Genomic DNA, 25,807 nt, shown 5'->3' with positions numbered 1-25,807 from the left:
TTGTTATCCCGAATCTTAGTGAGAGAGATAGTTTTTAAATGCTTCGGTTTGCGGCTCGGTAAAGCAGCTCGCGTCGCCTTGTTCTACGATATGACCATTTTCCATATACACCACTCGGCTGGCGGTTTTACGCGCCACTTCAACTTCGTGGGTGACGATCACCTGGGTAATATTCGTTTCTGCCAGCTCACGAATGATGCTGACGATTTGTGCCGTAATTTCCGGGTCCAGTGCGGCGGTCGGTTCATCGAACAGCAGTACCTGCGGTTCCATCATCAACGCACGGGCAATAGCAACACGCTGCTGCTGACCACCAGAAAGATGCAGCGGGTAACGATCGCTATAAGGTTTGAGACGCAGACGTTCCAGCAGTTTTTCTGCACGGGCCAGCGCCTGATCTTTACTCAACCCCAGTACACGGCAGGGCGCTTCAATCAGGTTTTGCTGCACGGTCAGATGCGGCCACAGGTTGTATTGCTGAAACACCATGCCAACGTTACGACGCAAATCGCGAATCGCTTTGTCAGAGGGTGTTTTGGTGAAATCGAAATGGTTGCCTGCAATGTTGAGCGTACCGGAGCGCGGCATCTCAAGCAGATTGAGTACACGCAGCAGCGAGCTTTTACCCGCGCCGCTGGGGCCAAGTAACACCAGCGTTTCGCCCTGTGGGCAATCCAGCGTGATATCGAACAGCGCCTGATGCGCGCCGTAGAAGCAATTAATGCCGTTTAATTGAATACTCATTGACACTCGTATACTGGCAGTCTGATAGCTATTGAGGTCGAAGATAGTACCTTTGACAGAATAATTATGCAATATTTCTGCTTTAAAAGTTAAAAGCAAAGCGCATTATTCAATAAACATAGCACAAAATAACGGGGGCGGTGGTCGGCGAGCATAAATGTCGGCATTCCTCACGAAATGCCGGACAATTTACGGGGTTTATTGGTTGATCAAGGCGTTAGCGATTCTCGATGGACTGACGGAGCGTACCCGCCGTGGCATGAACGCTACCGCCTAAGTAACGCACATCGTCGATGACCCAACACTGGCCTTCCTGAATCATTAACACTTCATCCTGCCAACCCTGGTCACCCTGTTTGAGATCCACGCGCAATGGAATGTTACGGGCATCACGATTAGGGATAGCCGATGCACTGGCAACGTGGGCGCTATCTGGCAAGGTGGTTCGACTGGAGAATGGATCGTTGGTCAGTAGTTCCCGATGGTTATTATCCCGGGAGGCATCGCTAAGCAGTGTCGCCAGTTTGTCGCTCAGATAAGGGCGCAAGGCGGTGATGTCGTTGCTGCGGTGCAAAATGCGGTAGTCATAAAATTGCTGGGCCACGTTATCCGGGCCTCCTTCAACGCAAGGACCACTGCGTGTGCCGTTATCTTTATAAGCTGGAGTGACTGTGGTGCAGGCACTGAGGAGCAGTGCGCAGGGGATAAGCATTGTCAATTTGCTGTAGCGCATAATGATTTCCTTATAAGCGATCGCTCTGAAAGCGTTCTACGATAATAATGATATCCTTTCAATAATAGCGTATCAGTCTGATAATGCTTTTGAGATCGAAGGCTTAGCAAACAAGGAGATCGATCATGCAATTTTCTACAACCCCAACTCTGGAAGGCCAGACCATCGTTGAATATTGCGGTGTGGTGACCGGCGAAGCGATTTTAGGTGCCAATATTTTCCGTGATTTCTTTGCCGGTATCCGCGATATCGTTGGCGGACGTTCCGGTGCGTATGAAAAAGAACTGCGTAAAGCACGGGAGATCGCCTTTGAGGAATTAGGCTCCCAGGCGCGGGCGCTGGGGGCCGATGCCGTCGTCGGTATTGATATCGACTACGAAACGGTCGGGCAAAACGGCAGTATGCTGATGGTTAGCGTCAGCGGTACGGCGGTGAAAACGCGTCGATGAGAAGAGTCTTCTGGCTGGTCGCTGCCGCTCTGTTATTGGCAGGGTGTGCAGGCGAAAAAGGCATTGTCGAGAAAGAGGGATATCAGCTTGATACCCGACGCCAGGCGCAGGCGGCGTATCCGCGCATTAAAGTGCTGGTGATCCACTACACCGCAGATGATTTTGATAGCTCGCTGGCGACACTGACCGATAAGCAGGTCAGCTCGCATTATCTGGTCCCTGCGGTACCACCGCGATACAACGGTAAACCGCGCATCTGGCAACTGGTGCCGGAACAAGAACTGGCCTGGCATGCGGGGATTAGCGCCTGGCGCGGGGCAACGCGCCTTAACGACACCTCTATTGGCATTGAGCTGGAAAACCGTGGCTGGCAAAAATCGGCCGGAGTGAAATATTTTGCCCCGTTTGAACCGGCACAGATTCAGGCGCTTATTCCACTGGCGAAAGATATTATTGCCCGTTATCACATCAAGCCGGAAAACGTAGTGGCACATGCGGATATCGCACCGCAGCGCAAAGACGATCCGGGGCCATTATTTCCCTGGCAGCAACTGGCGCAGCAGGGGATTGGTGCCTGGCCGGATGCGCAGCGGGTTAACTTTTACCTTGCCGGGCGCGCGCCGCACACACCGGTAGATACCGCGTCATTGCTGGAGCTTTTGGCGCGCTACGGTTATGACGTTAAACCTGATATGACACCGCGCGAGCAGCGGCGCGTGATTATGGCATTCCAGATGCATTTCCGCCCGACGTTATATAACGGCGAAGCGGATGCAGAAACTCAGGCGATTGCCGAAGCATTGCTGGAGAAATACGGGCAGGATTAGCGCGGCAGTTTTCCGTGGTCGCGTAGCCAGGCGGCAGTTTTCTCGATACCTTCATCCAGGGTGATGACCGGCTGATAACCTAACTCTTCCTGCGCACGCGTAATATCCAGCGTAAAGTCAAAATTCAACTTGGAGACGCCGTAGTGGGTCAGCGGCGGCTCTTTTGCTGACTTGCGGCCTAAACGCTCCATGCTGCGGGCGATCATATCCAGCATCGGGTAGGGGACGGAACGAATACGACAGTCAATATTCAACTCGTCGATCAGCTTCTGCACGATGCTGCGCAGTGTGCGATGCTCGCCGTTGGTGATGTTGTACACACGCCCGGAAGGTAGCTTATCGCAGGCTTCCTGGCTTGCCAGCCACATTGCGTGCACGGCATTTTCATAGTAGGTCATATCGACCAGCGCACTGCCGCCATGCGGTAACAGAATACTGCCGTAGTGGTGCATCATATGCGCCAGACGGGGAATAAAGACTTTATCGTGCGGTCCGAACAGACTTTGTGGGCGCAGAATAGTAAAGCGCGTTTGTGGATTCGCCTGCGAAAGCATATTGATCACTTCTTCGCTGGCTGCTTTGCTGCGGGCAAACTCGTTGGCGAAGCGGTGAGGGCGAAAATCTTCTTTAATATCGCGATGGTGGTGATAATCGAAGTACAGGGAGGGGGAAGAGATATGAATAAAGTTACGCACACCCCAGGCGACAGCCCATTCACCCAGGCGGCGAGTGGCGCGAACGTTAGCCAGATCGAAAGCCTGTTGTGTCCCCCAGGGTGAGGTAAAGCTGGAGCAGTGCCACAGCGTATCAATGCCCGCGAGCATCACTTTAGCTTGTGATGAAACCAGCTCGGTCAGATCCGCCGGAACAAACTCTGCGCCCATTTTTTCCAGCAATTTGCCCATTGCCTCGTTGCGACCGGTCGCTCGCACGCTGATGCCTTTCTGGCATAAAAACTCTACCGCGTTTCGACCTAAGCCGCTGGTGGCGCCGGTAACCAGTACCTTCATATCAATCCACTGTTGTTGAGAAAATAACGTGCGCATTCTTCCGTGATTTCCCCCATGATGCAATGGGAAACATGAAAGAATAACGCAGGTTTTGTCGATTAATCTGTGCTTTGTTCTGCCAGTCTGGCGATTTGTTTTGCCATTCCGCGAAAAATAAACAGATGCGCGGGGATCATCAATAACCAGTAAAACAGCCCCGGCATACCGTGCGGATGCCAGAAAGCGCGGACATCGATAGTACGATAGTCGCCTTTATCTTCCAGGCTAAAACACAGTCGTCCCAGCCCCGGCGCTTTCATGCCAAATAACAACGTAAGTTGTTTTTCCGGTTCAACGACAATCACTTTCCAGCTATCCACCGCATCGCCAGTCTGTAAATATTCGCGCTCCGGGCGGCCTTTCGCCAGCTTATGACCGATCGCGCGGTCCATCAACGCCCGTGTCTGCCACAAAATATTGCCAAAGAAATAACGCTCTTTACCGCCGATTTGGTTCACTACCTGCCATAAAGCAGCAAGGCTGGCGGACGTTTTAACGGTAAACCCCGCCTGTTTGGCAAAATAACCGTACTCCGGTCGCCAGCGGGCAAAGGCCTGAGCGTCGTAGCCCCAGTCGCTGGAGTTGACCAGTTTTTCCTCCTCTTTCAACGTGCTACGTACCGCGTCATCGAAAGCGATCAGCCGTTGTGGGATGAGTGCACGTAGCGCGGTATCATCCGCCAGCAGATCGTGTTTCAGCCCCTGAATCAACGCCCTGGCGGTGGTGGGCGGTACGGAAGTAATCACATTGAGAAACCACACCGAAATCCAGCGGGTGGGGAGGGGGATGGGGATCAACCAGCGGCGCTTACCGCTCACCGCCATAAAATGTTCAAACTGTTGCTGATAACTGAGCACCTCTGGTCCGGCGGCTTCGAAGATGCGGTGTTCGCTGGCCGGATGATCTAACAACGCAACCAGATAGTGCAGCAAGTTTTCCAGCGCAATGGGCGTGGTGCGTGAACGAACCCAGCGCGGAGGCGTTAAGACTGGCAGGTTGTAGACCATATCGCGCATGACTTCGAACGCCGCGGAACCTGCGCCAACGATAATTCCGGCCCGCAGTTCGGTCACGGGTACATTCGCTTCACGCAGAATGTCCGCCGTAGCCTGACGAGCACGCAGATGATCCGACTGCTCATGTGGCGGGGCCTGCAACGAACTAAGAAAGATTAATTGCTTAACTGGTACTTCACGTAGCGCATCGCGGACGTTGAGAGCCACCTGGCGCTCCTGAGCGATAAAATCGCCGCCTTCGCCCATGCTGTGCACCAGAAAATAGACCGTATCGATATCCTGCAACAGGGCCGGTAGGTTATCCGGCCAGCTGAGATCGACTTTATGGCAACTGACGTTTGCCAGTTGCAGCTTTGCAAGCCTGTCGACATGACGTGCCGCCGCCAGGATCTGATGCCCTTGCTGGCTGAGTGTGCGCACCAGATGCTGACCAATGTAGCCACTGGCACCGAGAACTAAAATGCGTTGCGGCACGTCTCTCTCCTTAACGCGCCAGGAATGCACGCCAGTGGGCGGCGACTTCCGCCAGTTGTTCGCGCGAGACGTCAAGATGCGTCACCAGGCGGACAATCGGCGAGGCGTTAATCAGCACGTTTCTCGCTTTCATGTATTCGCCTAACGCGGCAGCATTTTCTTCCCCGACGCGAACAAACAGCATATTGGTGTCCTGACGCATCACATCCGCGCCTGCTTCACGCAGCTGCTCCGCCATCCAGGCAGCGTTGTCGTGGTCTTCCTGCAAGCGCGCAACGTTATTTTTCAGGGCATATATCCCGGCGGCAGCCAGAGTGCCGGACTGGCGCATCCCGCCACCTGTCATTTTCCGCCAGCGAATGGCACGTTTAATGTAATCACGATTACCGACGAGTAATGAACCGACTGGCGTCCCAAGACCTTTCGACAGGCAAATGGTGAACGAATCACAATATTGCGTGATCTCTTTCAGTTCGCAGCCGTAAGCCACCACGGCATTAAAGATGCGCGCACCGTCAACATGCAGCGCCAGATTGCGCTCGCGGGTAAATTCCCATGCTTCTTTCAGGTATTCACGCGGCAGCACTTTGCCGTTGTGGGTGTTTTCCAGACTGAGTAATTTGGTGCGGGCGAAATGGATATCGTCGGGTTTGATTTTCATCGCCACTTTATCCAGCGGTAGCGTGCCGTCGGCAGCCGCGTCGATGGGTTGCGGCTGAATACTGCCCAGCACCGCTGCGCCACCGGCTTCAAACAGATAGTTATGCGCGGCCTGACCGACAATATACTCTTCGCCACGTTCGCAGTGACTGAGCAGAGCGACCAGGTTGGCCTGAGTGCCGGTAGGCAGAAAAATGGCGGCTTCTTTACCGGAAAGCTCTGCTGCATAGTCCTGCAGAGCATTAACGGTAGGGTCGTCTCCGTAAACGTCGTCCCCAACCGGGGCGGCCATCATCGCTTCGAGCATGGCGCGGCTCGGTCGGGTAACGGTATCACTGCGTAAATCAATCATGGCATGTCCTTATTATGACGGGAAATGCCACCCTTTTTACCTTAGCCAGTTCGTTTTCGCCAGTTCGATCACTTCATCGCCGCGTCCGCTGATGATTGCGCGCAACATATACAAGCTAAATCCTTTGGCCTGTTCGAGTTTGATCTGCGGTGGAATGGCTAACTCTTCTTTGGCGACCACCACATCCACCAGCACCGGACCGTCGATGGAGAAGGCGCGTTGCAGGGCTTCATCAACTTCAGACGCTTTTTCTACACGGATACCCGTAATGCCGCACGCTTCGGCAATGCGGGCAAAGTTTGTGTCGTGTAGTTCGGTGCCGTCAGTCAAATAGCCACCAGCTTTCATCTCCATCGCCACAAAGCCCAGCACGCTGTTGTTAAAGACGACAATTTTCACTGGCAGTTTCATCTGCACTACTGAGAGGAAATCGCCCATCAACATGCTAAAACCGCCATCGCCGCACATGGCGACCACCTGACGTTCTGGCTCTGTCGCCTGCGCACCCAGCGCCTGCGGCATGGCGTTAGCCATCGAACCGTGGTTAAACGAACCTAACAGGCGACGCTTGCCGTTCATTTTTAGATAACGTGCCGCCCACACCGTTGGCGTACCAACGTCACAGGTGAAAATAGCGTCATCGGCGGCAAAATGACTAATTTGCTGCGCCAGATATTGCGGGTGAATGGCTTTCTCGCTCGGTTTAGCTAAATCGTCCAGCCCTTTGCGGGCGTCGCGGTAATCTTCCAGCGCTTTATCCAGAAACTTGCGATCGGCTTTTTCTTCCACCAATGGAAGCAATGCACGCAGAGTCGACTTGATATCGCCGACCAGTGCCATATCCACCTTGCTGTGAGCGCCGATGCTGGCTGGGTTGATATCAATCTGAATGATTTTGGCATCGGTCGGGTAGAAGGCGCGGTAGGGAAATTGCGTGCCGAGTAGCACTAACGTGTCGGCGTTCATCATGGTATGGAAACCTGACGAGAAGCCGATTAACCCGGTCATTCCAACATCATACGGATTATCGTATTCGACATGTTCTTTACCGCGCAGGGCATGAACAATAGGCGCTTTAATTTTCCCGGCAAACTCAACTAACTCTTTATGCGCCCCCGCGCAGCCGCTGCCACACATCAGGGCGATATTGCTGGAATAACGCAGCAGTTGCGCCAGTTTGCGTAACTCTTCTTCTTCCGGCGTCACGACTGGCTGTGGCGCATGATACCAGTGCATGGTTGCCCCTTCTGGCGCAGGTTTTAACGCCACGTCGCCTGGTAACACGACAACCGAAACGCCACGGTTAAGCACCGCTTTGCGCATGGCAATCGCCAGTACTTGTGGGATCTGCTCCGGGCTGGAAACCAGCTCGCAATAGTGACTACATTCGCGGAATAGCTCTTGTGGGTGGGTTTCCTGGAAATAGCCGCTGCCAATTTCGCTGGAGGGAATATGAGCGGCAATCGCCAGTACCGGAACGTGATTGCGGTGGCAATCGAACAGGCCGTTGATTAAGTGCAGGTTGCCGGGGCCGCACGATCCGGCGCAGACCGCCAGTTCTCCGCTAAGTTGTGCTTCAGCGCCAGCGGCAAAGGCCGCCACTTCTTCGTGGCGGGTGGACATCCACTCGATGGTGCCCATGCGATTAAGACTGTCACTAAGACCGTTCAGAGAGTCGCCTGTGACTCCCCAGATGCGTTTCACCCCTGCCGATTCGAGTGTTTTGGCGATATAAGCTGCAACCGTTTGTTTCATGGTTCTCCATCTCCTGAATGTGATAACGGTAACAAGTTTAGTTCATCTGACGGAGGGGGAAGGGATGGGAGAGAAAGGAGGCACTAACGGTTAAATAGCCCGATGAAAGGAATATCATCGGGCATAAGGCGATTATGCGAGAACCAAATCCCCCTGCGGATGGCAGGAGCAGGCCAGTACGTAACCTTCAGCGATTTCGGCGTCGGTCAGCGTCATTGTGCTGCTCACCGTATATTCACCGGAAACCACTTTTGTCTTACAGCAGCCGCAAACACCCGCACGGCAGGCGGCGACAACCGGAACGTTATTGCTTTCCAGCGCCTCCAGTAGCGTGGTGCCAACCGGGGCGTAAAATTCTCGTGCCGGTTGCAGTTTGGTGAATTTCAGACCGCTGGTCGCTGCTTCCGCTACTGGGGTGAAGAATTTCTCTTTAAAGAAACGCGTCACGCCGAGCGCTTTCACTTCCTGCTCTACCCAATCCATATACGGAGCCGGGCCGCAGGTCATCACGGTACGTGAAGCTAAGTCAGGTACACCTGCCAGCAGTTCGCGAGTGAGACGACCAGCGATAAAGCCTTCGGTAACGTTATTTTCTGCCACCAGCGTTACCGGATAGTTACGCCACTCATCGGCGAAAATAACATCCTGCGGCGTACGCACGTTGTAGATCACCCGCACATCGGCCTGTGGACGGTTCTTCGCAAGCCAGCGACGCATCGACATAATCGGCGTGACGCCGCAGCCTGCCGCCAGCAACAGGAATTTATCTTCTGCTTTATCGTCGCAGGTAAATTCCCCCATCGCGTCCGAAAGCCAGAGATAATCACCGCGTTTTACATCGCGCGTCAGCCACTGGGAGCCGACACCGTCATCAATCCGCCGCACGGTCAGGGTGATATATTCACTCACGCCTGGCGTGGAGGAAATGGTGTAAGCACGCAGCGTTTCCGCTGAGTTTCGCACGCTGACCAGTGCATATTGCCCGGCGCGATATGGGTAGTAATCGTGGCAAATCAGGGAAATCGTCCACACATCCGGCGTTTCTTGCGTAATGTGATGAACCTGCATCCGCCACGGGCATTGATTCGTTGGCATCGTCATCGACAAACTCCTTACGCGCTCAACAGTTGCTTCATGTCTTCTTCAACAGTGGTGATAGAACGCAGGCCGAATTTCTCGTTCAGCACCGCCAGCAGGTCTGGTGTCAGGAAACCAGGTGCAGTCGGGCCGGTGACGATATTTTTCACGCCCAGAGAAAGCAGCGTCAGCAGAATGACGATCGCTTTCTGTTCAAACCAGGAGAGCACCAGCGACAGCGGCAGATCGTTGACACCGCAGCCCAGTTTCTCTGCCAGAGTGACAGCCAGAATAATCGCTGAGTAAGCATCGTTACATTGACCTGCATCTACCAGACGCGGCAGACCTTCGATATCGCCAAACTCAAGTTTGTTAAAGCGATATTTACCACAGGCGAGGGTCAGGATCAGGCAGTCATCCGGCACGCTGGTGGCGAAATCGGTGAAGTAGTGGCGCTCGCCGCGTGCGCCGTCACAGCCACCAAGCAGGAAGATATGACGCAGTTTTTCACGGCTCACCAGATCAATCAGCGTATCAGCAGCGCCAAGCAGCGTCTGGCGACCAAAACCCACGGTGATAAGGTGCGGAATTTCGCTGTACGGGAAGCCTGCCATCTGTTGCGCCTGGGTGATAACCGCAGAGAAATCATCACCGTCCAGATGACGCACGCCAGGCCAGCCAACAATGCTGCGGGTCCAGATACGATCGTCATAAGCGCCTACGGTTGGGTCGATGATGCAGTTCGAGGTCATCACGATGGGGCCAGGGAAACGAGCGAACTCCACTTGCTGATTCTGCCAGCCGCTGCCGTAGTTACCGACCAGATGCTTGAATTTACGCAGCTCCGGGTAGCCATGCGCAGGCAGCATTTCGCCGTGGGTGTAGACATTAACGCCCGTGCCTTCGGTCTGTTCCAGCAGGTTGTAGAGATCTTTGAGATCGTGACCGGAAATCAGAATGCATTTACCCGCCGTCGCTTTGACGTTGACCTGGGTTGGCGTCGGGTGACCGTATTTACCGGTTTCGCCTGCATCCAGAATGCTCATCACTTTGAAGTTCATCTGGCCGATTTCCATTGAACACTCAAGAAGCGCGTTCATATCGGCAGGCCAGGTCCCCAGCCACGCCATGATTTTATGGTACTGGGCATAAATATCGTTGTCGTATTGACCGAGAACATGCGCGTGTTCCATATAGGCCGCCGCACCTTTCAGGCCATACAGGCACAGCAGACGCAGGCCGAGAATGTTTTCGCCAATCGCCGCTTTATCTTTGTTAGGGGTAAATTCTGCTGCCTGACGTTGCAGCTCGCCGAGATCGTCGCTCACCAGTTGCAGGTCAGCCATCGGGTTATCGACGCGCGCGTTGGCATCTACAGCCAGGCATTGCGCTTTCAGCGCCTCGCGCAGGGCAATCGCTTCACGAGCGTAGCCGACAATACGCGGAGAATCGAAGTTAACGTTGGTCAGGGTTGAGAAAAAGGCACGTGGCGCGAAGCTGTCAACATCGTGGTTGATGATGCCGTATTCACGCGCTTTTACCGCCCAGGCAGAAAGCCCTTGCAGCGCCGCGATGAGTAAATCCTGAAGGTCAGAAGTTTCCGCCGTTTTACCACACATCCCCTGCGCGTATGAGCAGCCGTTTCCTGCCGGAGTACGGATAGTTTGTTCACATTGCACACAAAACATGATCACACCTTTTAAAGTTATATTTAATATACATGTTTAAGGTTAAGACGCTTAACGCGGGGATAAAAGGGATTTTTCATGCAACTTTAAGGGAGATTGATTTAGCGCAATTTTGGCGGCAGGGATCTACCGCCAGAGAGGTATTACGCAGAGAAAAAGGCGATGAGGATCGGCACTAACAGGCTAAGAATAAAACCGTGAACAATTGCCGCCGGGACCATATCCAGCCCGCCAGTACGTTGAAGAACGGGCAGGGTGAAATCCATTGATGTGGCACCGCATAAGCCCAGTGCAGTAGAGCGGCTGCGGCGAATCAGCCCAGGGATCAACATAATAGCAATCAGTTCACGGGCCAGATCATTAAAAAACGCCGCGCTCCCGATTACCGGACCAAAAGATTCGGTCAATAAAATACCGGAAAGAGAATACCAGCCGAAACCGGAGGCCATTGCCAGCGCGGTATTGATGGGGAGATCAAGAATAAAGGCGTTAATTAAACCACCAATTAATGAACTGACAACCACCACCACGGCGACAATCATTCCCCGGCGATTAAGGACAATCTGCTTTAAGGTCATGCCATTATTGCGCAACTGAATACCAACGAGGAAAAGTAGCAAAATTAACGTGTATTCACTGGCTTCGGTCGCGTGTTGTAAGAAAGCCAGTCCACTTAGACCAATGGCAAAACCAATCACTACTACGCCGCACAGTTTTAGCGACTCCAGCGCCATCGCAATACGCGACGGGAGTTTTTCTTGCTGATGGTGGTTGCGCCACGGCAGGCCTCGCTCCAGCCACATCAGGGCGGCAATATTACACAGTAAAATAACGGTAATACTGACGGCAGAATAATGCAGAATCGCCAACAGGTTACTGGCGAGGTTATCGAGAAACGCCAGACTGATACCCATAAAAAAGAGAATAAGGTAAACCATCCAGCTTAATAGCTGATTAATAACTTTTAACGCAGCTTGTTGGCGAAGCGGAATGAGGTAACCCACAATCAGGGGAACCAGAATGATTAACAGCCCAGAAAACATGAAAACCCAGTCCTTGCAAAGATGAAGTCGAAATGCGCGATGACACACTACTGAAAGCGGAAGGACGAGTAAAGTTGCAATTAAAAGGAAATGTTATGCATAAGGAGCAGTAGAGTATTCGTTTTCATTTAAAGATATTCTTGCGCTTTAATTACAAACTGCACCGATGTTGGTGGCGTCAAAATCGCCGAGGCGTTCCCTGAAGGCCGGGGCAGCCCACATGGATGTGGGCTGAGGGCGCGTTTTACAGGGATGTTACCTCGCGCCCGACCCGGTAGCCGTAAGGGATAAGTCGAGGGCACCGCGCAGCGGCGATTTTGTTCGCCAGAGCCCGGGGGTGCAGGGGGCGGCGGCGATTGGCCGCCCCCTGCGCGCTCCTTGCGCCAGTGGCAATATGTTGCTTAGCTCATGAAAGGAGCGCAACAAGATGATGAATCAACATATAACAACATCTTAAAAAAAGGCCTGACATTACGCCAGGCCTTCTGCGTTAATTAATCACGCTTTTCCAGCAGGGTCCGGTAAATCAGACCACCGATAATGCCGCCGACAATTGGCACCACCCAGAAGAACCACAGTTGTTCTAATGCCCAGCCGCCCTGGAAGATAGCAACCGCGGTGCTGCGCGCCGGGTTAACAGAAGTGTTAGTCACCGGAATACTAATTAAGTGAATCAGGGTTAAGGCCAGACCAATAGCGATCGGCGCAAAACCTGCCGGCGCGAATTTGTCGGTTGCGCCGTGGATCACCAACAGGAAACCTGCACTCAATACCAGTTCAACTACCAGCGCGGAAAGCATGGAATAACCGCCTGGTGAATGCTCGCCATAACCGTTAGAAGCAAAACCGCTGGCTGCCGCGTCAAAACCCGTTTTACCACTGGCAATTAAATACAGCAGCGCCGCTGCAACAATACCGCCGACAACCTGGGCAATTACGTAGCCAACGACTTCTTTTGCCGGAAAACGTCCGCCAGCCCATAAACCAATAGTGACCGCCGGGTTAAAATGACCACCAGAAATATGACCAACAGCAAAGGCCATCGTCAGAACGGTCAGACCGAACGCCAACGCCACGCCGGCAAAACCAATGCCTAATTCCGGGAAGCCTGCGGCCAGTACAGCACTACCACAGCCACCAAAAACAAGCCAGAAAGTACCAAAACATTCAGCTGCTAATTTTCTGAACATATCCACCTCAATTAAAAATTGACCCTGTGAAAAATATGGTCGTTTTATAGGGTCGTCGTAAAAAAGTGACGACGGAAATAATGCGCGGCTATTTTAAAAACGAAGGCGAGTCATTCACCAGATAAATAAATCCAGTAAATTTGATTTAGGGCAACAGCGGGTTGCCCCATATAGTCATTTGTCTGATTGACAGTGTAGTGCACGCAAAAGATTTAATCCTTTAGGCGTAATAAAAAATAATTTATCATGCTAATTATTTGATTTTGTTGTTTTTGCAGACTTATCAGCAAGAGGGAGTATAACGCGATTATTCGCTCATTTTTCAGACATTTGCCATGCTTAAATGTGATGTCATCACGTATTAGCAAGGCCTTTCCCGTTATACTGCCAGCGTAAAGGATAAGTCACATATTTCTGGAGGGGATATGATTCTTGAGCGCGTTGAAATTGTGGGTTTTCGCGGTATCAACCGTTTGTCGTTGATGCTGGAACAAAACAACGTCCTGATTGGGGAGAACGCGTGGGGTAAATCCAGCTTGCTGGACGCCTTAACTCTGCTGCTATCGCCAGAATCAGATCTCTACCATTTTGAGCGCGACGATTTCTGGTTCCCGCCGGGAGATATCAACGGGCGAGAACATCATCTGCATATTATTTTGACCTTCCGCGAATCGCTGCCAGGCCGACATCGGGTTCGCCGTTATCGGCCGCTGGAAGCGTGCTGGACGCCATGCACCGATGGCTATCACCGTATTTTTTATCGTCTGGAAGGGGAGAGTGCGGAAGACGGCAGCGTGATGACACTGCGCAGTTTTCTCGATAAAGACGGACATCCGATTGATGTCGAGGATATTAACGATCAGGCACGCCATCTGGTGCGTTTAATGCCGGTGCTGCGCTTGCGTGATGCCCGTTTTATGCGCCGTATTCGTAACGGCACGGTGCCAAATGTCCCTAATGTGGAAGTCACCGCGCGCCAGCTCGATTTCCTCGCCCGTGAGTTATCCTCACATCCGCAAAATCTCTCTGATGGGCAGATTCGTCAGGGACTTTCCGCAATGGTACAGCTGCTTGAGCATTATTTCTCTGAGCAGGGGGCCGGACAGGCGCGATATCGTTTAATGCGGCGGCGAGCCAGCAATGAGCAACGAAGCTGGCGCTATCTGGATATCATCAACCGGATGATTGACCGACCTGGTGGGCGCTCGTATCGGGTTATTTTGCTCGGCCTATTTGCTACTTTGTTGCAGGCAAAAGGCACATTGCGACTGGATAAAGACGCCCGTCCATTGTTGCTGATCGAAGATCCAGAAACCCGTTTACACCCCATTATGCTTTCAGTTGCCTGGCATCTGTTGAATCTTCTGCCATTGCAGCGCATTGCCACCACCAACTCGGGTGAGTTGCTTTCGTTAACGCCGGTAGAGCATGTTTGCCGACTGGTACGTGAGTCCTCGCGCGTTGCCGCCTGGCGTCTGGGGCCGAGTGGCTTGAGTACCGAAGATAGCCGACGCATATCCTTTCACATTCGTTTTAACCGTCCGTCATCGCTGTTTGCACGCTGCTGGTTGCTGGTGGAAGGGGAAACGGAAACCTGGGTTATCAATGAACTGGCGCGTCAGTGCGGACATCATTTTGATGCCGAAGGGATCAAGGTCATTGAGTTTGCCCAGTCCGGGCTAAAGCCACTGGTTAAATTTGCCCGCCGAATGGGGATTGAATGGCATGTACTGGTCGATGGCGATGAAGCAGGGAAGAAATATGCCGCTACGGTACGCAGCCTGTTGAATAACGATCGGGAAGCCGAACGAGAACATTTAACGGCGTTACCGGCGCTGGATATGGAACATTTTATGTATCGCCAGGGATTTTCCGATGTGTTCCACCGCATGGCGCAAATCCCGGAAAATGTACCGATGAATCTACGCAAAATTATCTCGAAAGCGATCCATCGCTCTTCCAAACCCGATCTTGCCATTGAAGTGGCAATGGAGGCAGGACGTCGTGGTGTGGACTCCGTACCGACGCTGCTGAAAAAAATGTTCTCACGCGTGCTGTGGCTGGCGCGCGGTCGCGCGGATTAACCGCGAAACATCGTGGCCATTTGTGGCTGAATAGCGTCGAGCATCTCATAGCGCCGACGGTATTCAGCCCGTTTTTTACTGGCGATTTCGGCAATCTCTTTTCGTGCTATCTGTGCTGGAAGGCGGTAATGGCGTTCAGCATCACATACGCCGCCAACCGATTCCCAGAAAGCGTTGTAATCAGCGTGGATCTTGCCTTCTTTATCGCGATAACGCAGGCTGCGGTAAATATGCGTTTCATTGCTGACGGCAATAATCTGCTCTACCTGCAAACGTTGGGCAAACAGACAGGCCGCTTCCATCACGAGGCGTTTGGGAAATAGCCCGTGGCAGGCTTTCGTCGCATTCTGGATTTCCTGATGTGGAATTTCCCATTTTGCGCCTTGCAGTCCGCCAATAAACATCGTTCTTTTCCCCTGATATTCACACAGGGTAAACGTGATCTCTGCCAGAGGAATACCTTCGCTGTTGCGGAACAGGATTGTGCTGTCACCTTCTTTATCCATTGAGATCATCATGGTCAGCTCAAGCGTGAACTGCTCGCCGTTTTTGCCTTCCAGCTTCGCCAGTTGCAGCCCGGGGGTATTCAAATATAAGCTGAATTCTTCCGCCGACATACATTCGCGGAGTAACGCATAATGGTAACGTAACGCCTCCAGCAATTGCTTACGGCTAAGATTCGCCGCAAGGTAAGGGCGATGCAGACGCACAGGCAGTCGCGGCTGGCGCGTTAACAATACATTGAGATTAGGCCAGTGGGAAAGTTCGTTCATCCACTCAACGCTTAAACGCGGCATAATCAACGAGCGCAGCAAAAATTTCTGGCGAAAACTACGGCGATGCCAGAATTTACCCGGCCGACACTGTCCACGTGCCAGACTAAGAAAAAGTGACAGGCTGCTGAGAGATTCAGATGGCGTAAAGGTCCGTTCAGTTAGCTGCGACATATTCATGAAATCAATGGTTATACATGGCGTCGATTTCACCATTGCGTATCTTAACCAAACATCAATAGTGTGATTACTAACGTAAATTTTAGGGTTTTGTTGATATTTCGTTGAAGTTAATGACCCGGATTGGCATATGGAGTATTCAGAAAATTTATGAAAAAGCGGAAAACCGTGAAGAAGCGTTACGTTATTGCGCTGGTGATAGTCATCGCCGGACTGATTACGTTATGGAGAATTCTTAACGCACCCGTGCCGACTTATCAGACGCTGATTGTGCGCCCCGGTGATTTACAGCAAAGCGTGCTGGCGACCGGAAAGCTGGACGCGCTGCGTAAGGTTGATGTGGGCGCGCAGGTCAGCGGTCAGTTGAAAACTCTGTCGGTGGCGATTGGCGATAAAGTAAAAAAAGACCAGCTTTTAGGGGTTATTGATCCTGAACAGGCTGAAAACCAGATTAAGGAGGTCGAAGCAACGCTGATGGAGCTACGTGCGCAGCGGCAGCAGGCGGAAGCGGAGCTGAAACTGGCGCGGGTGACGTATTCCCGTCAGCAACGTCTGGCACAAACGAAGGCTGTTTCACAGCAGGATCTCGACACCGCCGCGACGGAGATGGCTGTGAAACAGGCGCAAATTGGCACCATTGACGCGCAAATCAAGCGCAATCAGGCTTCTCTCGATACGGCTAAAACCAATCTCGATTACACTCGCATCGTTGCCCCGATGGCCGGGGAAGTCACGCAAATCACCACTCTGCAAGGCCAGACGGTGATTGCCGCACAACAAGCACCGAACATTCTGACGCTGGCAGATATGAGCACCATGCTGGTAAAAGCGCAGGTTTCTGAAGCGGATGTAATCCACCTGAAGCCGGGGCAAAAAGCCTGGTTTACGGTGCTTGGCGATCCACTGACGCGCTACGAGGGGCAAATCAAGGATGTACTACCGACGCCGGAAAAGGTTAACGACGCTATTTTCTATTACGCCCGTTTTGAAGTCCCCAACCCCAATGGTTTGCTGCGGCTGGATATGACTGCGCAAGTGCATATTCAGCTCACCGATGTGAAAAATGTGCTGACGATCCCTCTGTCGGCGTTAGGCGATCCGGTTGGCGATAATCGTTATAAAGTCAAATTGTTGCGTAATGGTGAAACACGCGAGCGTGAAGTGACGATTGGCGCACGTAACGATACCGATGTTGAGATTGTCAAAGGGCTTGAAGCGGGCGATGAAGTGGTGATTGGTGAGGCCAAACCAGGAGCTGCACAATGACGCCTTTGCTCGAATTAAAGGATATTCGTCGCAGCTATCCTGCCGGTGATGAGCAGGTTGAGGTGCTGAAGGGCATCAGCCTCGATATTTATGCGGGTGAGATGGTCGCGATTGTTGGCGCTTCGGGTTCCGGTAAATCGACCCTGATGAATATTCTCGGCTGTCTGGATAAGGCCACCAGCGGCACCTATCGCGTCGCCGGTCAGGATGTTGCCACGCTGGACGCCGATGCGCTGGCGCAACTGCGCCGCGAGCATTTCGGCTTTATTTTCCAGCGTTACCATTTGCTTTCGCATTTAACCGCCGAGCAGAACGTTGAAGTACCCGCCGTCTATGCTGGTCTTGAGCGGAAACAGCGACTGCTTCGTGCCCAGGAGTTGCTGCAACGGCTGGGGCTGGAAGACCGTACAGAGTATTATCCGGCACAGCTTTCGGGTGGTCAGCAACAGCGCGTCAGCATCGCGCGGGCATTGATGAACGGTGGTCAGGTAATTCTTGCCGATGAACCAACCGGCGCACTGGACAGCCATTCTGGCGAAGAGGTGATGGCGATCCTGCATCAGCTGCGCGATCGTGGGCATACGGTGATTATCGTCACCCACGATCCGCAGGTCGCTGCTCAGGCCGAGCGGGTGATCGAAATTCGCGACGGCGAAATTGTGCGCAATCCTCCCGCCATTGAAAAAGTGAATGTTACTGGCGGGACGGAACCTGTTGTCAACACGGTGTCTGGCTGGCGGCAGTTTGTCAGCGGTTTTAACGAGGCGCTGACGATGGCATGGCGGGCGCTGGCAGCGAATAAAATGCGTACTTTACTGACCATGCTGGGGATTATTATCGGTATTGCGTCGGTGGTTTCCATTGTCGTGGTGGGTGACGCCGCCAAACAAATGGTGCTGGCGGATATTCGTTCTATTGGTACGAATACTATTGATGTCTATCCCGGGAAAGATTTTGGCGATGACGATCCGCAATATCAGCAGGCGCTGAAGTACGACGACTTAATCGCCATCCAAAAACAACCGTGGGTCGCCTCAGCCACACCTGCCGTCTCGCAAAACCTGCGCCTGCGTTATAACAATGTTGATGTTGCTGCCAGTGCCAATGGCGTGAGCGGCGATTATTTTAATGTCTATGGCATGACCTTCAGTGAAGGAAACACCTTTAATCAGGAGCAGCTGAACGGTCGTGCGCAGGTCGTGGTTCTCGACAGTAATACTCGCCGCCAGCTTTTCCCCCATAAAGCAGATGTGGTTGGCGAGGTGATTCTGGTCGGCAATATGCCCGCCAGAGTCATTGGTGTGGCGGAAGAAAAACAGTCGATGTTTGGTAGCAGTAAAGTGCTGCGTGTCTGGCTACCTTACAGCACGATGTCCGGGCGAGTTATGGGCCAGTCGTGGCTTAACTCCATTACTGTCAGGGTGAAAGAAGGATTTGACAGCGCCGAGGCGGAACAGCAACTCACGCGTTTACTTTCACTGCGCCACGGAAAGAAGGATTTCTTTACCTGGAACATGGACGGCGTCTTGAAAACTGTTGAAAAGACCACACGTACTTTACAACTGTTTCTGACGCTGGTGGCGGTGATTTCGCTGGTGGTGGGCGGTATTGGTGTAATGAATATTATGCTGGTGTCAGTGACCGAGCGGACGCGGGAAATTGGCATTCGCATGGCTGTAGGTGCGCGAGCAAGCGATGTTTTGCAACAGTTCCTGATCGAAGCCGTACTGGTTTGCCTGGTCGGTGGCGCGTTGGGAATAACACTGTCACTGTTAATTGCTTTCACCTTGCAGCTTTTCTTACCCGGCTGGGAGATTGGTTTTTCACCGTTGGCGCTGCTGCTGGCGTTTCTCTGCTCGACGGTCACCGGGATTTTATTTGGCTGGTTACCCGCACGAAATGCGGCACGACTGGATCCAGTAGATGCTCTGGCACGAGAGTAATTTTTGAGATAAAAATGCCAGCCGATCGGGCTGGCATTTTGCCTTTAGGATGTACACAATGAGACAGAAGAGCTATGCGACTGCCGCTTCTACTTCGACGGGCACAATAACACTGGCGTGATTGCCTTTTGGCCCCTGGTGGACATCAAACTGAACGGATTGTCCAGCTTTTAGCGTTCTGTAACCATCCATCTGAATGGTGGAATAATGAGCGAAAATATCTTCGCCGCCGCCTTCAGGGCAGATGAAACCAAACCCTTTGGCATTGTTGAACCACTTAACAGTACCCTTTTCCATGCTTCGACATCCTTCGCAAATCTTATACAAGTAAGATGGAATAAACCGGGGTCAGAGAGGGGGCTGTTCAAAACCTCGCCAACTCTAGAAATACAATTTAGAGAATTAGGGCGAGCCGTCAAGCATTTGACAGGGGACAAGGGGCAGGTATGAATCAAAAATTTGAAGCAGTTAACGCTATTGACAGGAATGTGACAGATGTCGCTGATGCCAACGATAGATGATAGTTATTTATCATCTAGTGTTCGCGGGTGTTCGTGGTAGTGTTTTGTGTGCATTCATCGCTATGATTATAAAGGAAAATTTTGTTTTCCTTGTTCGCTCTTGTTCGTCACGGTTTGCCCTTGTACGATGCACGGTGTAGTCAATGGTGTAGTTAATTTTGATGACCGGAAACGCGAAACATGAGCAGCGCAATTCATAGACTTAGCGACACTCTTTTACGAAAATTAAGCGGATCACCAACCACAAAAAACGCCTTTTTTAATGACGGTGGCAATCTTAGCGTAAGACATTCCACCAGCGGCCTGTTAACCTGGTATTTCACTTACAGGGCCGGAACTGGCAGGCAGGTATCACCGGAACGCCTGAGACTGGGCAACTATCCCGATCTGAGCCTGAAAGCAGCCAGGGAAAAAGCGGCACAGTGTCGCGCCTGGCTGGCGGAGGGGAAAAATCCACGCCATGAGCTTAATCACACAGTGCAGGAAGCGTTAGCCCCTGTGACGGTTAAGGACGCGCTCACTTACTGGCTTGAGTCGTATGCGAAGGAAAAGCGCACTGACCACGAATCACTGAAAAGCCGTATCAATAAGCACATAATCAGCCAGATTGGTGCTATGCCGCTGGATAAATGCGAGCTACGCCACTGGCTGGCCTGTTTTGACCAGCTTGCTAAGCGTAATCCGGTATCAGCCGGCTTTTTGTTGCAGGTATGCAAGCAGGCGCTTAAGTACTGCCGTAAACGTCGCTACGCCGTCAGTAACGTTCTTGATGATATGGTCGTAGGTGATGTGGGAAAAAAAGCAGAAATAAGCGAGCGAGTGCTAACAAACAAGGAGCTTGGCGAGCTACTCCGCGCACTGGATGAAAAAATTTTCCCGCCGTACTACAGCGCCTTAATTCGCCTTCTGATTGTCTTTGGATGCCGTACCACTGAGCTAAGACGCTCCGAGGTTCAGGAATGGGATTTTAAAGAAATGCTCTGGACTGTGCCGAAAGAACACAGCAAAACGAAGGTAGCAATATTCAGGCCAATACCGGAAGCGATCTTGCCGTTTGTCATGAAGCTGGTGGAGAAGAACAGGCACACGGGCTTATTGCTTGGAGAACTGAAAGGGCAATCATCCGTAGCAGAGTACGGAAGAACGGCACACAGACGCATTAATCAAGCCCCCTGGTCGTTGCATGACATCCGGCACACATTTACAACCATGCTGAACGATTTAGGCGTGGATCCGCATATTGTCGAGCAGCTTACCGCCCACCAGATGCCGGGGATGCAACGAGTCTATAACCACTCCCGTTATCTTGATGCAAAACGTGATGCTCTTAATCTATGGGTAGACCGTCTCGAGCTTCTCCAGAACAATGATGAAAAAATCGTTGTTATGACCCCGCGAATTTACACCCAAAATTCTTGACAAATTACGGCTGTTTTTTCTTTAAGAGATTACAGCCGTGAATAAATCGTAGAATATCGGAAAATATCTGCAAATATCTTCGCTTTATATATGTCAACCATCAAAAAATTGGAATGTCTTCTTCTGAACTTTTATTCTCTGTTTCTTGATTGTTCCAACACTTGATGGTTTATCTATTTGTTTTTAATGAGATAATTCAAGCGTAATGCCAAATAACGACATTTTTTGTTGCATCGCTTAAAAACTCGTGACACGATTTTAAACACTAACGAGCTTCTACGAACCTTAGCGAACAAAGCCTTTAGCAAGGTTGTGTTTTTAATTTAAGAGGTGAAAAAAGAATCTAAGTAATATCCGATCTCATATATCTACAGCTAAGAGAAAAGTTTATATACGTAATTTTTTATGTAGGTTTTTGTATGCGTGAAATAAATGAAGATCGCGTAATCCGTGAGGATGAATGTCGTAAGTTAACTGGAGTGTGTCGCACTACACGCTATGAACTGGAGAAAAAAGGGAATTTCCCGTCACGCCGTAATCTGGGCGGTCGTTCTGTAGGTTGGCTGCTGTCCGAGGTTATGGAATGGGTTAAAAGCCGGGATCGCATTAATTCAGGCAAGGCAGCGTAAAGGGGGGCATATGACACATAAAACAAAGGCGACCCGGATCAGAGGTCGCCAGTGGGAATACACTAAACATAAGCCCAGCCATCATAGCGATTTGCTGGCTGGTGGGCAATGTGATCAGCCTGGTGGGCGGTTCCTGTTAGCTTTCATTACCCGGGGCTGTTTATTGAGAAACTCATCAAGCGCAAATTTTGTAGGCGCTGGTTCTGTATTTGGTGGCATTTGTTTAGCGTGTGCCTTTTCTTTCTGGCGTGCAACAATGCTCTGTAAAAGCAATCTTCGTTGTTCTGCGAAAATCTCTTCAGTGGATAGGTATTTTTTGCTCATAGTGCCGACCTGTAAAGCAATGCGCCGGAGTACCTCACACCACAGCGCTGATAGTGATTATTCTTGCTCTTTAGCCTTGCGTCGCTGGCGGTATTCAACTTCTCGCTTTAATGCTGCTGTTACAAATTGCCCTGTACTTTCACCAGGCATTTTTACCGCCTCAACATTGTTCATAACTTCATGCGGAACCCTTGCCGCAACTGTTTGTGATTTTGCGTTTACTGCTTTTGTCGCCATGTTGTGTACCCCTCACAAAAAACAAATGCAGTATGCAGGAAAAAAAACAAGTGTTCAACACTTGACGTGTTCAACACCTGAGTTTACATTGGTGTTCAACACCTTGTTGATGCAAGGTGCAGAAACGACGAAACCCCGCACTGTTGGAGCAGTAACGGGGCTTCTAACCACCAACGATAACGATAGTATCGAGGTCGCTATGAGAAATCATACCACACACCCGCAAGGGCGGGACTCGCACAACCTGAATAAAGCGGGTGTAAAAAACCAGTTGATCGCCACTGCAAGCCAGGGCTATGATTTATCCGCACCAGCAAAATCTGGTGCCGGGATTGGCGTCCTGGAAATGTCAAAGGCGATATATGACGCGCCAGCGTCTTTTTTATCGTCCGCATTCGCTCACATCAAAGTTATGGTGGGCTGGGCGGGGGCTTCTTCGGAAGCGCCGGTTCCCTTTGACGCCGGTTACGCCAACCCCGTTCAGTCCACCGCCAGCGAAATTGGCGTTTCCTGCGGTGGAAATTCTTCACTGTCAAAGGAGGCTGCCAACATGGCTACTATCCCTACCCTTGTACATTCTCAAACCGCCTTTCTCTGGCGCTTTATCATCTTTGGCGCGTCAGACCATCAAATCATCCACGTCACCGCCTGGACGGAACGTGAAGCGCGTAACCGCTGCCCGTCCGGTTGTGTTGCTGTATTCGCCGCCCGTATTCGCCAGGGGGTGTGCCATGCCTGATATGTCAAATTACCAGTACCTGATTAATCCGCATTTTAACTGTGAGCATGATATTGCTAAAAAGGTTTATTCCGCTGCGGATGGGGCTACTGACAATATATCAATGGCTGTTGCGTCAATTGGTAGCCTGATGTGGCATGCGTCAGAAAATGAGGAATATGACGAAAAGGCTATGCGCATTGACATGGGGAATATTGGCTTGTTACTGGCAATGCTTGGGCAGTTTGATATTTCGTTACGGTGCACCATTGAAAATGCCACAGATGCATTAAATGCCATAAAGAAAGCGAATACTGATTCAAATCGGGGATAAATAATCATGAGAACATATTTATCTGGCTTGACTGCCAGCGGTTATGCACACCCAAAAATTATCCCCGGCGCTATTTATCTGGATAAGAACGGTAACAGAGTAACGGTAAAAGAACTGATGTTTGACCGTGTTTATTTTATTCGTGATGGCTATTCATTTCATAGTTCGCTGAACGTGGAGATCTTTATTAGCAGATTCAGGCGGGAAATCCCGCTTTCCAGAAATAACCATGTGTCACGTGTGGATAAAAAACTACAGGAACTGAAAAACATGATTGCCGCGTGGAGAGAGCAGAAATGAAAAAAGCGCCAAATTTAAAACACCAGCCGCGTGACAAAATGACGGAAGTCATCATTTTTGCGGGTAGTGATGCGTGGGCACATGCGACGCAGTGGCAGGAACAGGACGGGCGACTGGCTGGCGATAACGTGCCACCTGTCTGGCTTGGAGAGCAACAACTTGCCGAACTGGACAACCTGCAAATCGTACCGGACGGACGCTATCGCGTGCGTCTCTACCAGGCGGGGTTATTGCGTCCGGGGCTTGTTAATACCATCGGGCAGAAACTGGCAGCGGCAGGTGTCAGGGATGCTGATTATTACCCTGAAGGAATGCACAGCCAGAAACGGGAGAACTGGCGCGAATATCTGGAACGTGAGCGGGGAGAGCTGGCGGAAAAGAAAAAGGTAGTTGAACTGCCTGTAAAGAAAAAAGAGCGGGTAAAAGACGATAACGCTTCATCACTGGCGCTTAACCAGATGGGAGCAAGTCAACGCGGCGAAGTTCTCCTGGCACATTATGGCGGTGAACTGGCGATTCATGCTGACTCTGACACTGTTCACCATTACAACGGCGTTGTATGGGAGCCAGTACAGGATAAAGAATTACAGCGAGCTATGGCACAGATTTTCATTGATGCGGAGATCAGCTATTCGCAGAACGCCATTAAATCGGCGGTCGATACCATGAAGTTAAGTTTGCCTGTAATGGGGAATACAGCCCGTAACCTGATTGGATTCAGTAACGGGGTATTTGATACCAGAACAGGTAATTTTCGGGAGCATAACAAAAACGACTGGTTGTTAATTGCCAGTGAATTACCTTTCAGCCCACCAGCAGAGGGGGAAACGCTGGCAACACATGCGCCGAATTTCTGGAAGTGGTTACGCCGTTCGGTGGCTGAGAATGACCGCAAGGCGGATCGCGTACTGGCTGCATTATTCATGGTGCTGGCGAACCGGTACGACTGGCAGTTATTCATTGAGGTAACAGGTCCAGGGGGAAGTGGTAAAAGCGTGATGGCGGAGATTTGCACCATGCTGGCGGGTAAGGCTAATACAGTATCAGCGAGCATGAAGGCGCTGGAAGATGCAAGGGAACGCGCGTTAGTGGTTGGCTTTTCGCTGATTATCATGCCGGATATGACCCGCTACGCTGGTGATGGGGCGGGAATTAAGGCTATTACAGGCGGTGACAAGGTGGCAATCGACCCAAAACATAAAGCCCCATATTCAACGCGTATCCCGGCAGTAGTGCTGGCGGTTAACAATAACGCTATGTCATTCAGTGACCGCAGTGGGGGGATCTCGCGCCGTCGGGTGATATTCAATTTTTCGGAAGTTGTACCGGAGAACGAACGCGATTCAATGCTGGCGGAAAAAATAGAAGGTGAGCTGGCGGTAGTGATTCGTCATCTGCTTACACGGTTTGCTGACCAGGACGAAGCCAGACGCCTTTTATATGAGCAGCAGAAATCAGAAGAAGCACTCGCGATAAAGCGTGAAGGTGATTCGCTGGTGGACTTCTGCGGCTATCTCATGGCGTCGGTAATGTGTGATGGCCTGTTAGTGGGTAATGCTGAAATTGTGCCATTCAGCCCGCGCAGGTATCTCTATCATGCCTATCTGGCTTATATGAAGGCACATGGGTTTGGTAAACCTGTAACACTGACGCGCTTCGGTAAAGATATGCCGGGGGCAATGGCGGAATATGGCAGGGAGTATATGAAACGGAAAACGAAGCACGGTTTGCGTTCAAACGTGACACTGACGGAGGAATCAGAAGACTGGATGCCATCATGTGTATCGGTCACTAATGACGATAGCAAAAATTAAACTTATGGAATAACTGTTCACCACTGTTCACCCTGTCATAAATATCTTTTGTATCAGTATGTTATAGGGTGAACAGTTATTTATGAACTGTTCACCAAACTATTCACTGTTCACCTTTTTGATTGTTTATTGAGCTTCAAGGGTGAACAGTGGTGAACAGTTGGTGAATAGTTTTTGTGAAACTGTTCACCCCTTAACATTATGAATT

Annotated in this window: 26 protein-coding genes; 12 read left to right on the top strand and 14 right to left on the bottom strand. The window is 51.3% G+C overall.

Annotated elements, in window-relative coordinates; translation table 11 throughout:
• Nucleotides 1-15: 15 nt before the first annotated feature.
• Complete coding sequence (artP, locus tag K0778_RS03095) at nt 16-744, bottom strand: arginine ABC transporter ATP-binding protein ArtP (protein WP_000027205.1); 729 nt, start codon at nt 742-744, stop codon at nt 16-18.
• Nucleotides 745-961: 217 nt separating this feature from the next.
• Complete coding sequence (locus K0778_RS03090) at nt 962-1,477, bottom strand: lipoprotein (protein WP_001619264.1); 516 nt, start codon at nt 1,475-1,477, stop codon at nt 962-964.
• 125 nt (nt 1,478-1,602) lie between these two features.
• Here K0778_RS03090 and K0778_RS03085 point away from each other — a divergent pair, with 125 nt between their 5' ends.
• Nucleotides 1,603-1,926: a heavy metal-binding domain-containing protein gene (locus K0778_RS03085; RefSeq protein WP_001160737.1), complete on the top strand. Its 324-nt coding sequence runs from the start codon at nt 1,603-1,605 to the stop codon at nt 1,924-1,926.
• Entirely contained in the window at nt 1,923-2,753 is an 831-nt protein-coding gene (amiD, locus tag K0778_RS03080; RefSeq protein ID WP_001255167.1) for an N-acetylmuramoyl-L-alanine amidase AmiD, read from the top strand. Before K0778_RS03085 ends, amiD begins: the two co-directional genes overlap by 4 nt.
• On the opposite strand, the gene K0778_RS03075 is transcribed toward amiD, so the two are convergent.
• The 8 genes from K0778_RS03075 to aqpZ form a co-directional block, all read right to left on the bottom strand.
• The gene (locus tag K0778_RS03075) at nt 2,750-3,763 is read right to left on the bottom strand and encodes an NAD(P)-dependent oxidoreductase (protein ID WP_001338420.1); all 1,014 of its coding nucleotides are present in this window, start codon (nt 3,761-3,763) and stop codon (nt 2,750-2,752) included. The two genes, amiD and K0778_RS03075, sit on opposite strands and share 4 nt — an antisense overlap.
• A 98-nt stretch (nt 3,764-3,861) precedes the next feature.
• Nucleotides 3,862-5,292, bottom strand: coding sequence for an SDR family oxidoreductase (locus K0778_RS03070; RefSeq protein WP_001136554.1), 1,431 nt, complete (start codon nt 5,290-5,292; stop codon nt 3,862-3,864).
• A gap of 10 nt (nt 5,293-5,302) precedes the next feature.
• Complete coding sequence (gene ltaE, locus K0778_RS03065; RefSeq protein ID WP_063084856.1) at nt 5,303-6,304, bottom strand: low-specificity L-threonine aldolase; 1,002 nt, start codon at nt 6,302-6,304, stop codon at nt 5,303-5,305.
• A gap of 36 nt (nt 6,305-6,340) precedes the next feature.
• Nucleotides 6,341-8,059 (bottom strand): ubiquinone-dependent pyruvate dehydrogenase, encoded by a 1,719-nt coding sequence (gene poxB, locus K0778_RS03060; protein ID WP_000815337.1) that lies wholly within the window; start codon nt 8,057-8,059, stop codon nt 6,341-6,343.
• Between the two features lie 132 nt (nt 8,060-8,191).
• Nucleotides 8,192-9,160 carry an NADH oxidoreductase gene (gene hcr, locus K0778_RS03055; RefSeq protein ID WP_000178677.1) on the bottom strand — a complete coding sequence of 323 codons (969 nt, stop codon included), beginning with the start codon at nt 9,158-9,160 and terminating at the stop codon, nt 8,192-8,194.
• Nucleotides 9,161-9,171: 11 nt separating this feature from the next.
• Nucleotides 9,172-10,824: a hydroxylamine reductase gene (hcp, locus tag K0778_RS03050; RefSeq protein ID WP_000458809.1), complete on the bottom strand. Its 1,653-nt coding sequence runs from the start codon at nt 10,822-10,824 to the stop codon at nt 9,172-9,174.
• A 143-nt stretch (nt 10,825-10,967) separates the two neighbouring features.
• Nucleotides 10,968-11,867 (bottom strand): L-lysine exporter LysO, encoded by a 900-nt coding sequence (gene lysO, locus K0778_RS03045; protein ID WP_000491142.1) that lies wholly within the window; start codon nt 11,865-11,867, stop codon nt 10,968-10,970.
• Between the two features lie 494 nt (nt 11,868-12,361).
• Nucleotides 12,362-13,057: an aquaporin Z gene (aqpZ, locus tag K0778_RS03040; RefSeq protein WP_001298299.1), complete on the bottom strand. Its 696-nt coding sequence runs from the start codon at nt 13,055-13,057 to the stop codon at nt 12,362-12,364.
• Between the two features lie 425 nt (nt 13,058-13,482).
• Between aqpZ and K0778_RS03035 the strand changes: the two genes are divergently transcribed.
• On the top strand, nt 13,483-15,141 hold the full coding sequence (locus K0778_RS03035) for an ATP-dependent endonuclease (protein ID WP_000599802.1): 1,659 nt from the start codon (nt 13,483-13,485) through the stop codon (nt 15,139-15,141).
• On the opposite strand, the gene K0778_RS03030 is transcribed toward K0778_RS03035, so the two are convergent.
• Nucleotides 15,138-16,094, bottom strand: a complete 957-nt coding sequence (locus K0778_RS03030; protein ID WP_001380339.1) for a VirK/YbjX family protein — start codon at nt 16,092-16,094, stop codon at nt 15,138-15,140. The genes K0778_RS03035 and K0778_RS03030 overlap by 4 nt on opposite strands.
• A 150-nt stretch (nt 16,095-16,244) precedes the next feature.
• On the opposite strand from K0778_RS03030, the gene macA reads away from it, so the two are divergent.
• Both macA and macB read left to right on the top strand, forming a co-directional pair.
• A complete protein-coding gene (gene macA / locus K0778_RS03025; RefSeq protein WP_000746443.1) occupies nt 16,245-17,360 on the top strand; it encodes a macrolide transporter subunit MacA in 1,116 nt (371 codons plus the stop codon).
• The gene (gene macB, locus K0778_RS03020) at nt 17,357-19,303 is read left to right on the top strand and encodes a macrolide ABC transporter ATP-binding protein/permease MacB (protein ID WP_000188144.1); all 1,947 of its coding nucleotides are present in this window, start codon (nt 17,357-17,359) and stop codon (nt 19,301-19,303) included. The genes macA and macB overlap by 4 nt, the downstream gene beginning before the upstream one ends.
• Before the next feature lie 72 nt (nt 19,304-19,375).
• Here macB and cspD read toward each other — a convergent pair whose 3' ends face one another.
• On the bottom strand, nt 19,376-19,600 hold the full coding sequence (gene cspD, locus K0778_RS03015; RefSeq protein WP_000410785.1) for a cold shock-like protein CspD: 225 nt from the start codon (nt 19,598-19,600) through the stop codon (nt 19,376-19,378).
• 149 nt (nt 19,601-19,749) lie between these two features.
• On the opposite strand from cspD, the gene yljB reads away from it, so the two are divergent.
• The 3 genes from yljB to K0778_RS03000 all read left to right on the top strand — a co-directional run bounded on the left by yljB (nt 19,750) and on the right by K0778_RS03000 (nt 21,872).
• On the top strand, nt 19,750-19,824 hold the full coding sequence (gene yljB / locus K0778_RS03010; protein ID WP_001406719.1) for a protein YljB: 75 nt from the start codon (nt 19,750-19,752) through the stop codon (nt 19,822-19,824).
• 180 nt (nt 19,825-20,004) lie between these two features.
• A complete protein-coding gene (locus K0778_RS03005; RefSeq protein ID WP_072652362.1) occupies nt 20,005-21,243 on the top strand; it encodes a site-specific integrase in 1,239 nt (412 codons plus the stop codon).
• A 419-nt stretch (nt 21,244-21,662) separates the two neighbouring features.
• The gene (locus K0778_RS03000; protein ID WP_001206971.1) at nt 21,663-21,872 is read left to right on the top strand and encodes an AlpA family transcriptional regulator; all 210 of its coding nucleotides are present in this window, start codon (nt 21,663-21,665) and stop codon (nt 21,870-21,872) included.
• 114 nt (nt 21,873-21,986) lie between these two features.
• Here the strand turns inward: K0778_RS03000 and K0778_RS27640 are convergent, their stop codons facing one another.
• Both K0778_RS27640 and K0778_RS27635 read right to left on the bottom strand, forming a co-directional pair.
• Nucleotides 21,987-22,196 carry a hypothetical protein gene (locus tag K0778_RS27640; protein ID WP_000039771.1) on the bottom strand — a complete coding sequence of 70 codons (210 nt, stop codon included), beginning with the start codon at nt 22,194-22,196 and terminating at the stop codon, nt 21,987-21,989.
• Nucleotides 22,197-22,253: 57 nt separating this feature from the next.
• Complete coding sequence (locus tag K0778_RS27635; RefSeq protein ID WP_000201462.1) at nt 22,254-22,433, bottom strand: YlcI/YnfO family protein; 180 nt, start codon at nt 22,431-22,433, stop codon at nt 22,254-22,256.
• Between K0778_RS27635 and K0778_RS28280 the strand changes: the two genes are divergently transcribed.
• From K0778_RS28280 to K0778_RS02980, 4 genes are read left to right on the top strand one after another with little or no spacing between them, the layout of a single operon-like run.
• Entirely contained in the window at nt 22,432-23,172 is a 741-nt protein-coding gene (locus tag K0778_RS28280; protein WP_369759995.1) for a host cell division inhibitor Icd-like protein, read from the top strand. The genes K0778_RS27635 and K0778_RS28280 overlap by 2 nt on opposite strands.
• Entirely contained in the window at nt 23,165-23,485 is a 321-nt protein-coding gene (locus K0778_RS02990) for a hypothetical protein (protein WP_085693332.1), read from the top strand. Before K0778_RS28280 ends, K0778_RS02990 begins: the two co-directional genes overlap by 8 nt.
• Nucleotides 23,486-23,491: 6 nt before the next feature.
• Nucleotides 23,492-23,785: a DUF4222 domain-containing protein gene (locus tag K0778_RS02985; RefSeq protein ID WP_085693330.1), complete on the top strand. Its 294-nt coding sequence runs from the start codon at nt 23,492-23,494 to the stop codon at nt 23,783-23,785.
• Nucleotides 23,782-25,599 (top strand): primase-like DNA-binding domain-containing protein, encoded by a 1,818-nt coding sequence (locus K0778_RS02980; protein ID WP_085693328.1) that lies wholly within the window; start codon nt 23,782-23,784, stop codon nt 25,597-25,599. Before K0778_RS02985 ends, K0778_RS02980 begins: the two co-directional genes overlap by 4 nt.
• The last annotated feature ends 208 nt before the right edge of the window (nt 25,600-25,807 follow it).

The sequence above is a fragment of the Escherichia sp. XD33 genome, from assembly GCF_019375075.1.
Classification (GTDB): Bacteria; Pseudomonadota; Gammaproteobacteria; order Enterobacterales; family Enterobacteriaceae; genus Enterobacter; species Enterobacter flexneri_A.
The sequence above is the reverse complement of the archived record's forward strand: the minus strand, read 5'-3'. Positions and strand labels throughout refer to the sequence as shown.

Coding starts and splice junctions, on each gene's coding strand:
- K0778_RS27640 (WP_000039771.1), bottom strand. CDS start 22,196: ATGAGCAAAAAATACCTATCCACTGAAGAGATTTTCGCAGAACAACGA.
- K0778_RS03005 (WP_072652362.1), top strand. CDS start 20,005: ATGAGCAGCGCAATTCATAGACTTAGCGACACTCTTTTACGAAAATTA.
- ltaE (WP_063084856.1), bottom strand. CDS start 6,304: ATGATTGATTTACGCAGTGATACCGTTACCCGACCGAGCCGCGCCATG.
- artP (WP_000027205.1), bottom strand. CDS start 744: ATGAGTATTCAATTAAACGGCATTAATTGCTTCTACGGCGCGCATCAG.
- K0778_RS03090 (WP_001619264.1), bottom strand. CDS start 1,477: ATGCGCTACAGCAAATTGACAATGCTTATCCCCTGCGCACTGCTCCTC.
- K0778_RS03000 (WP_001206971.1), top strand. CDS start 21,663: ATGCGTGAAATAAATGAAGATCGCGTAATCCGTGAGGATGAATGTCGT.
- macB (WP_000188144.1), top strand. CDS start 17,357: ATGACGCCTTTGCTCGAATTAAAGGATATTCGTCGCAGCTATCCTGCC.
- K0778_RS03030 (WP_001380339.1), bottom strand. CDS start 16,094: ATGAATATGTCGCAGCTAACTGAACGGACCTTTACGCCATCTGAATCT.
- K0778_RS03085 (WP_001160737.1), top strand. CDS start 1,603: ATGCAATTTTCTACAACCCCAACTCTGGAAGGCCAGACCATCGTTGAA.
- lysO (WP_000491142.1), bottom strand. CDS start 11,867: ATGTTTTCTGGGCTGTTAATCATTCTGGTTCCCCTGATTGTGGGTTAC.
- K0778_RS03075 (WP_001338420.1), bottom strand. CDS start 3,763: ATGAAGGTACTGGTTACCGGCGCCACCAGCGGCTTAGGTCGAAACGCG.
- K0778_RS03035 (WP_000599802.1), top strand. CDS start 13,483: ATGATTCTTGAGCGCGTTGAAATTGTGGGTTTTCGCGGTATCAACCGT.
- K0778_RS27635 (WP_000201462.1), bottom strand. CDS start 22,433: ATGGCGACAAAAGCAGTAAACGCAAAATCACAAACAGTTGCGGCAAGG.
- K0778_RS02990 (WP_085693332.1), top strand. CDS start 23,165: ATGCCTGATATGTCAAATTACCAGTACCTGATTAATCCGCATTTTAAC.
- macA (WP_000746443.1), top strand. CDS start 16,245: ATGAAAAAGCGGAAAACCGTGAAGAAGCGTTACGTTATTGCGCTGGTG.
- K0778_RS28280 (WP_369759995.1), top strand. CDS start 22,432: ATGTTGTGTACCCCTCACAAAAAACAAATGCAGTATGCAGGAAAAAAA.
- aqpZ (WP_001298299.1), bottom strand. CDS start 13,057: ATGTTCAGAAAATTAGCAGCTGAATGTTTTGGTACTTTCTGGCTTGTT.
- hcr (WP_000178677.1), bottom strand. CDS start 9,160: ATGACGATGCCAACGAATCAATGCCCGTGGCGGATGCAGGTTCATCAC.
- hcp (WP_000458809.1), bottom strand. CDS start 10,824: ATGTTTTGTGTGCAATGTGAACAAACTATCCGTACTCCGGCAGGAAAC.
- amiD (WP_001255167.1), top strand. CDS start 1,923: ATGAGAAGAGTCTTCTGGCTGGTCGCTGCCGCTCTGTTATTGGCAGGG.
- K0778_RS02985 (WP_085693330.1), top strand. CDS start 23,492: ATGAGAACATATTTATCTGGCTTGACTGCCAGCGGTTATGCACACCCA.
- K0778_RS02980 (WP_085693328.1), top strand. CDS start 23,782: ATGAAAAAAGCGCCAAATTTAAAACACCAGCCGCGTGACAAAATGACG.
- cspD (WP_000410785.1), bottom strand. CDS start 19,600: ATGGAAAAGGGTACTGTTAAGTGGTTCAACAATGCCAAAGGGTTTGGT.
- poxB (WP_000815337.1), bottom strand. CDS start 8,059: ATGAAACAAACGGTTGCAGCTTATATCGCCAAAACACTCGAATCGGCA.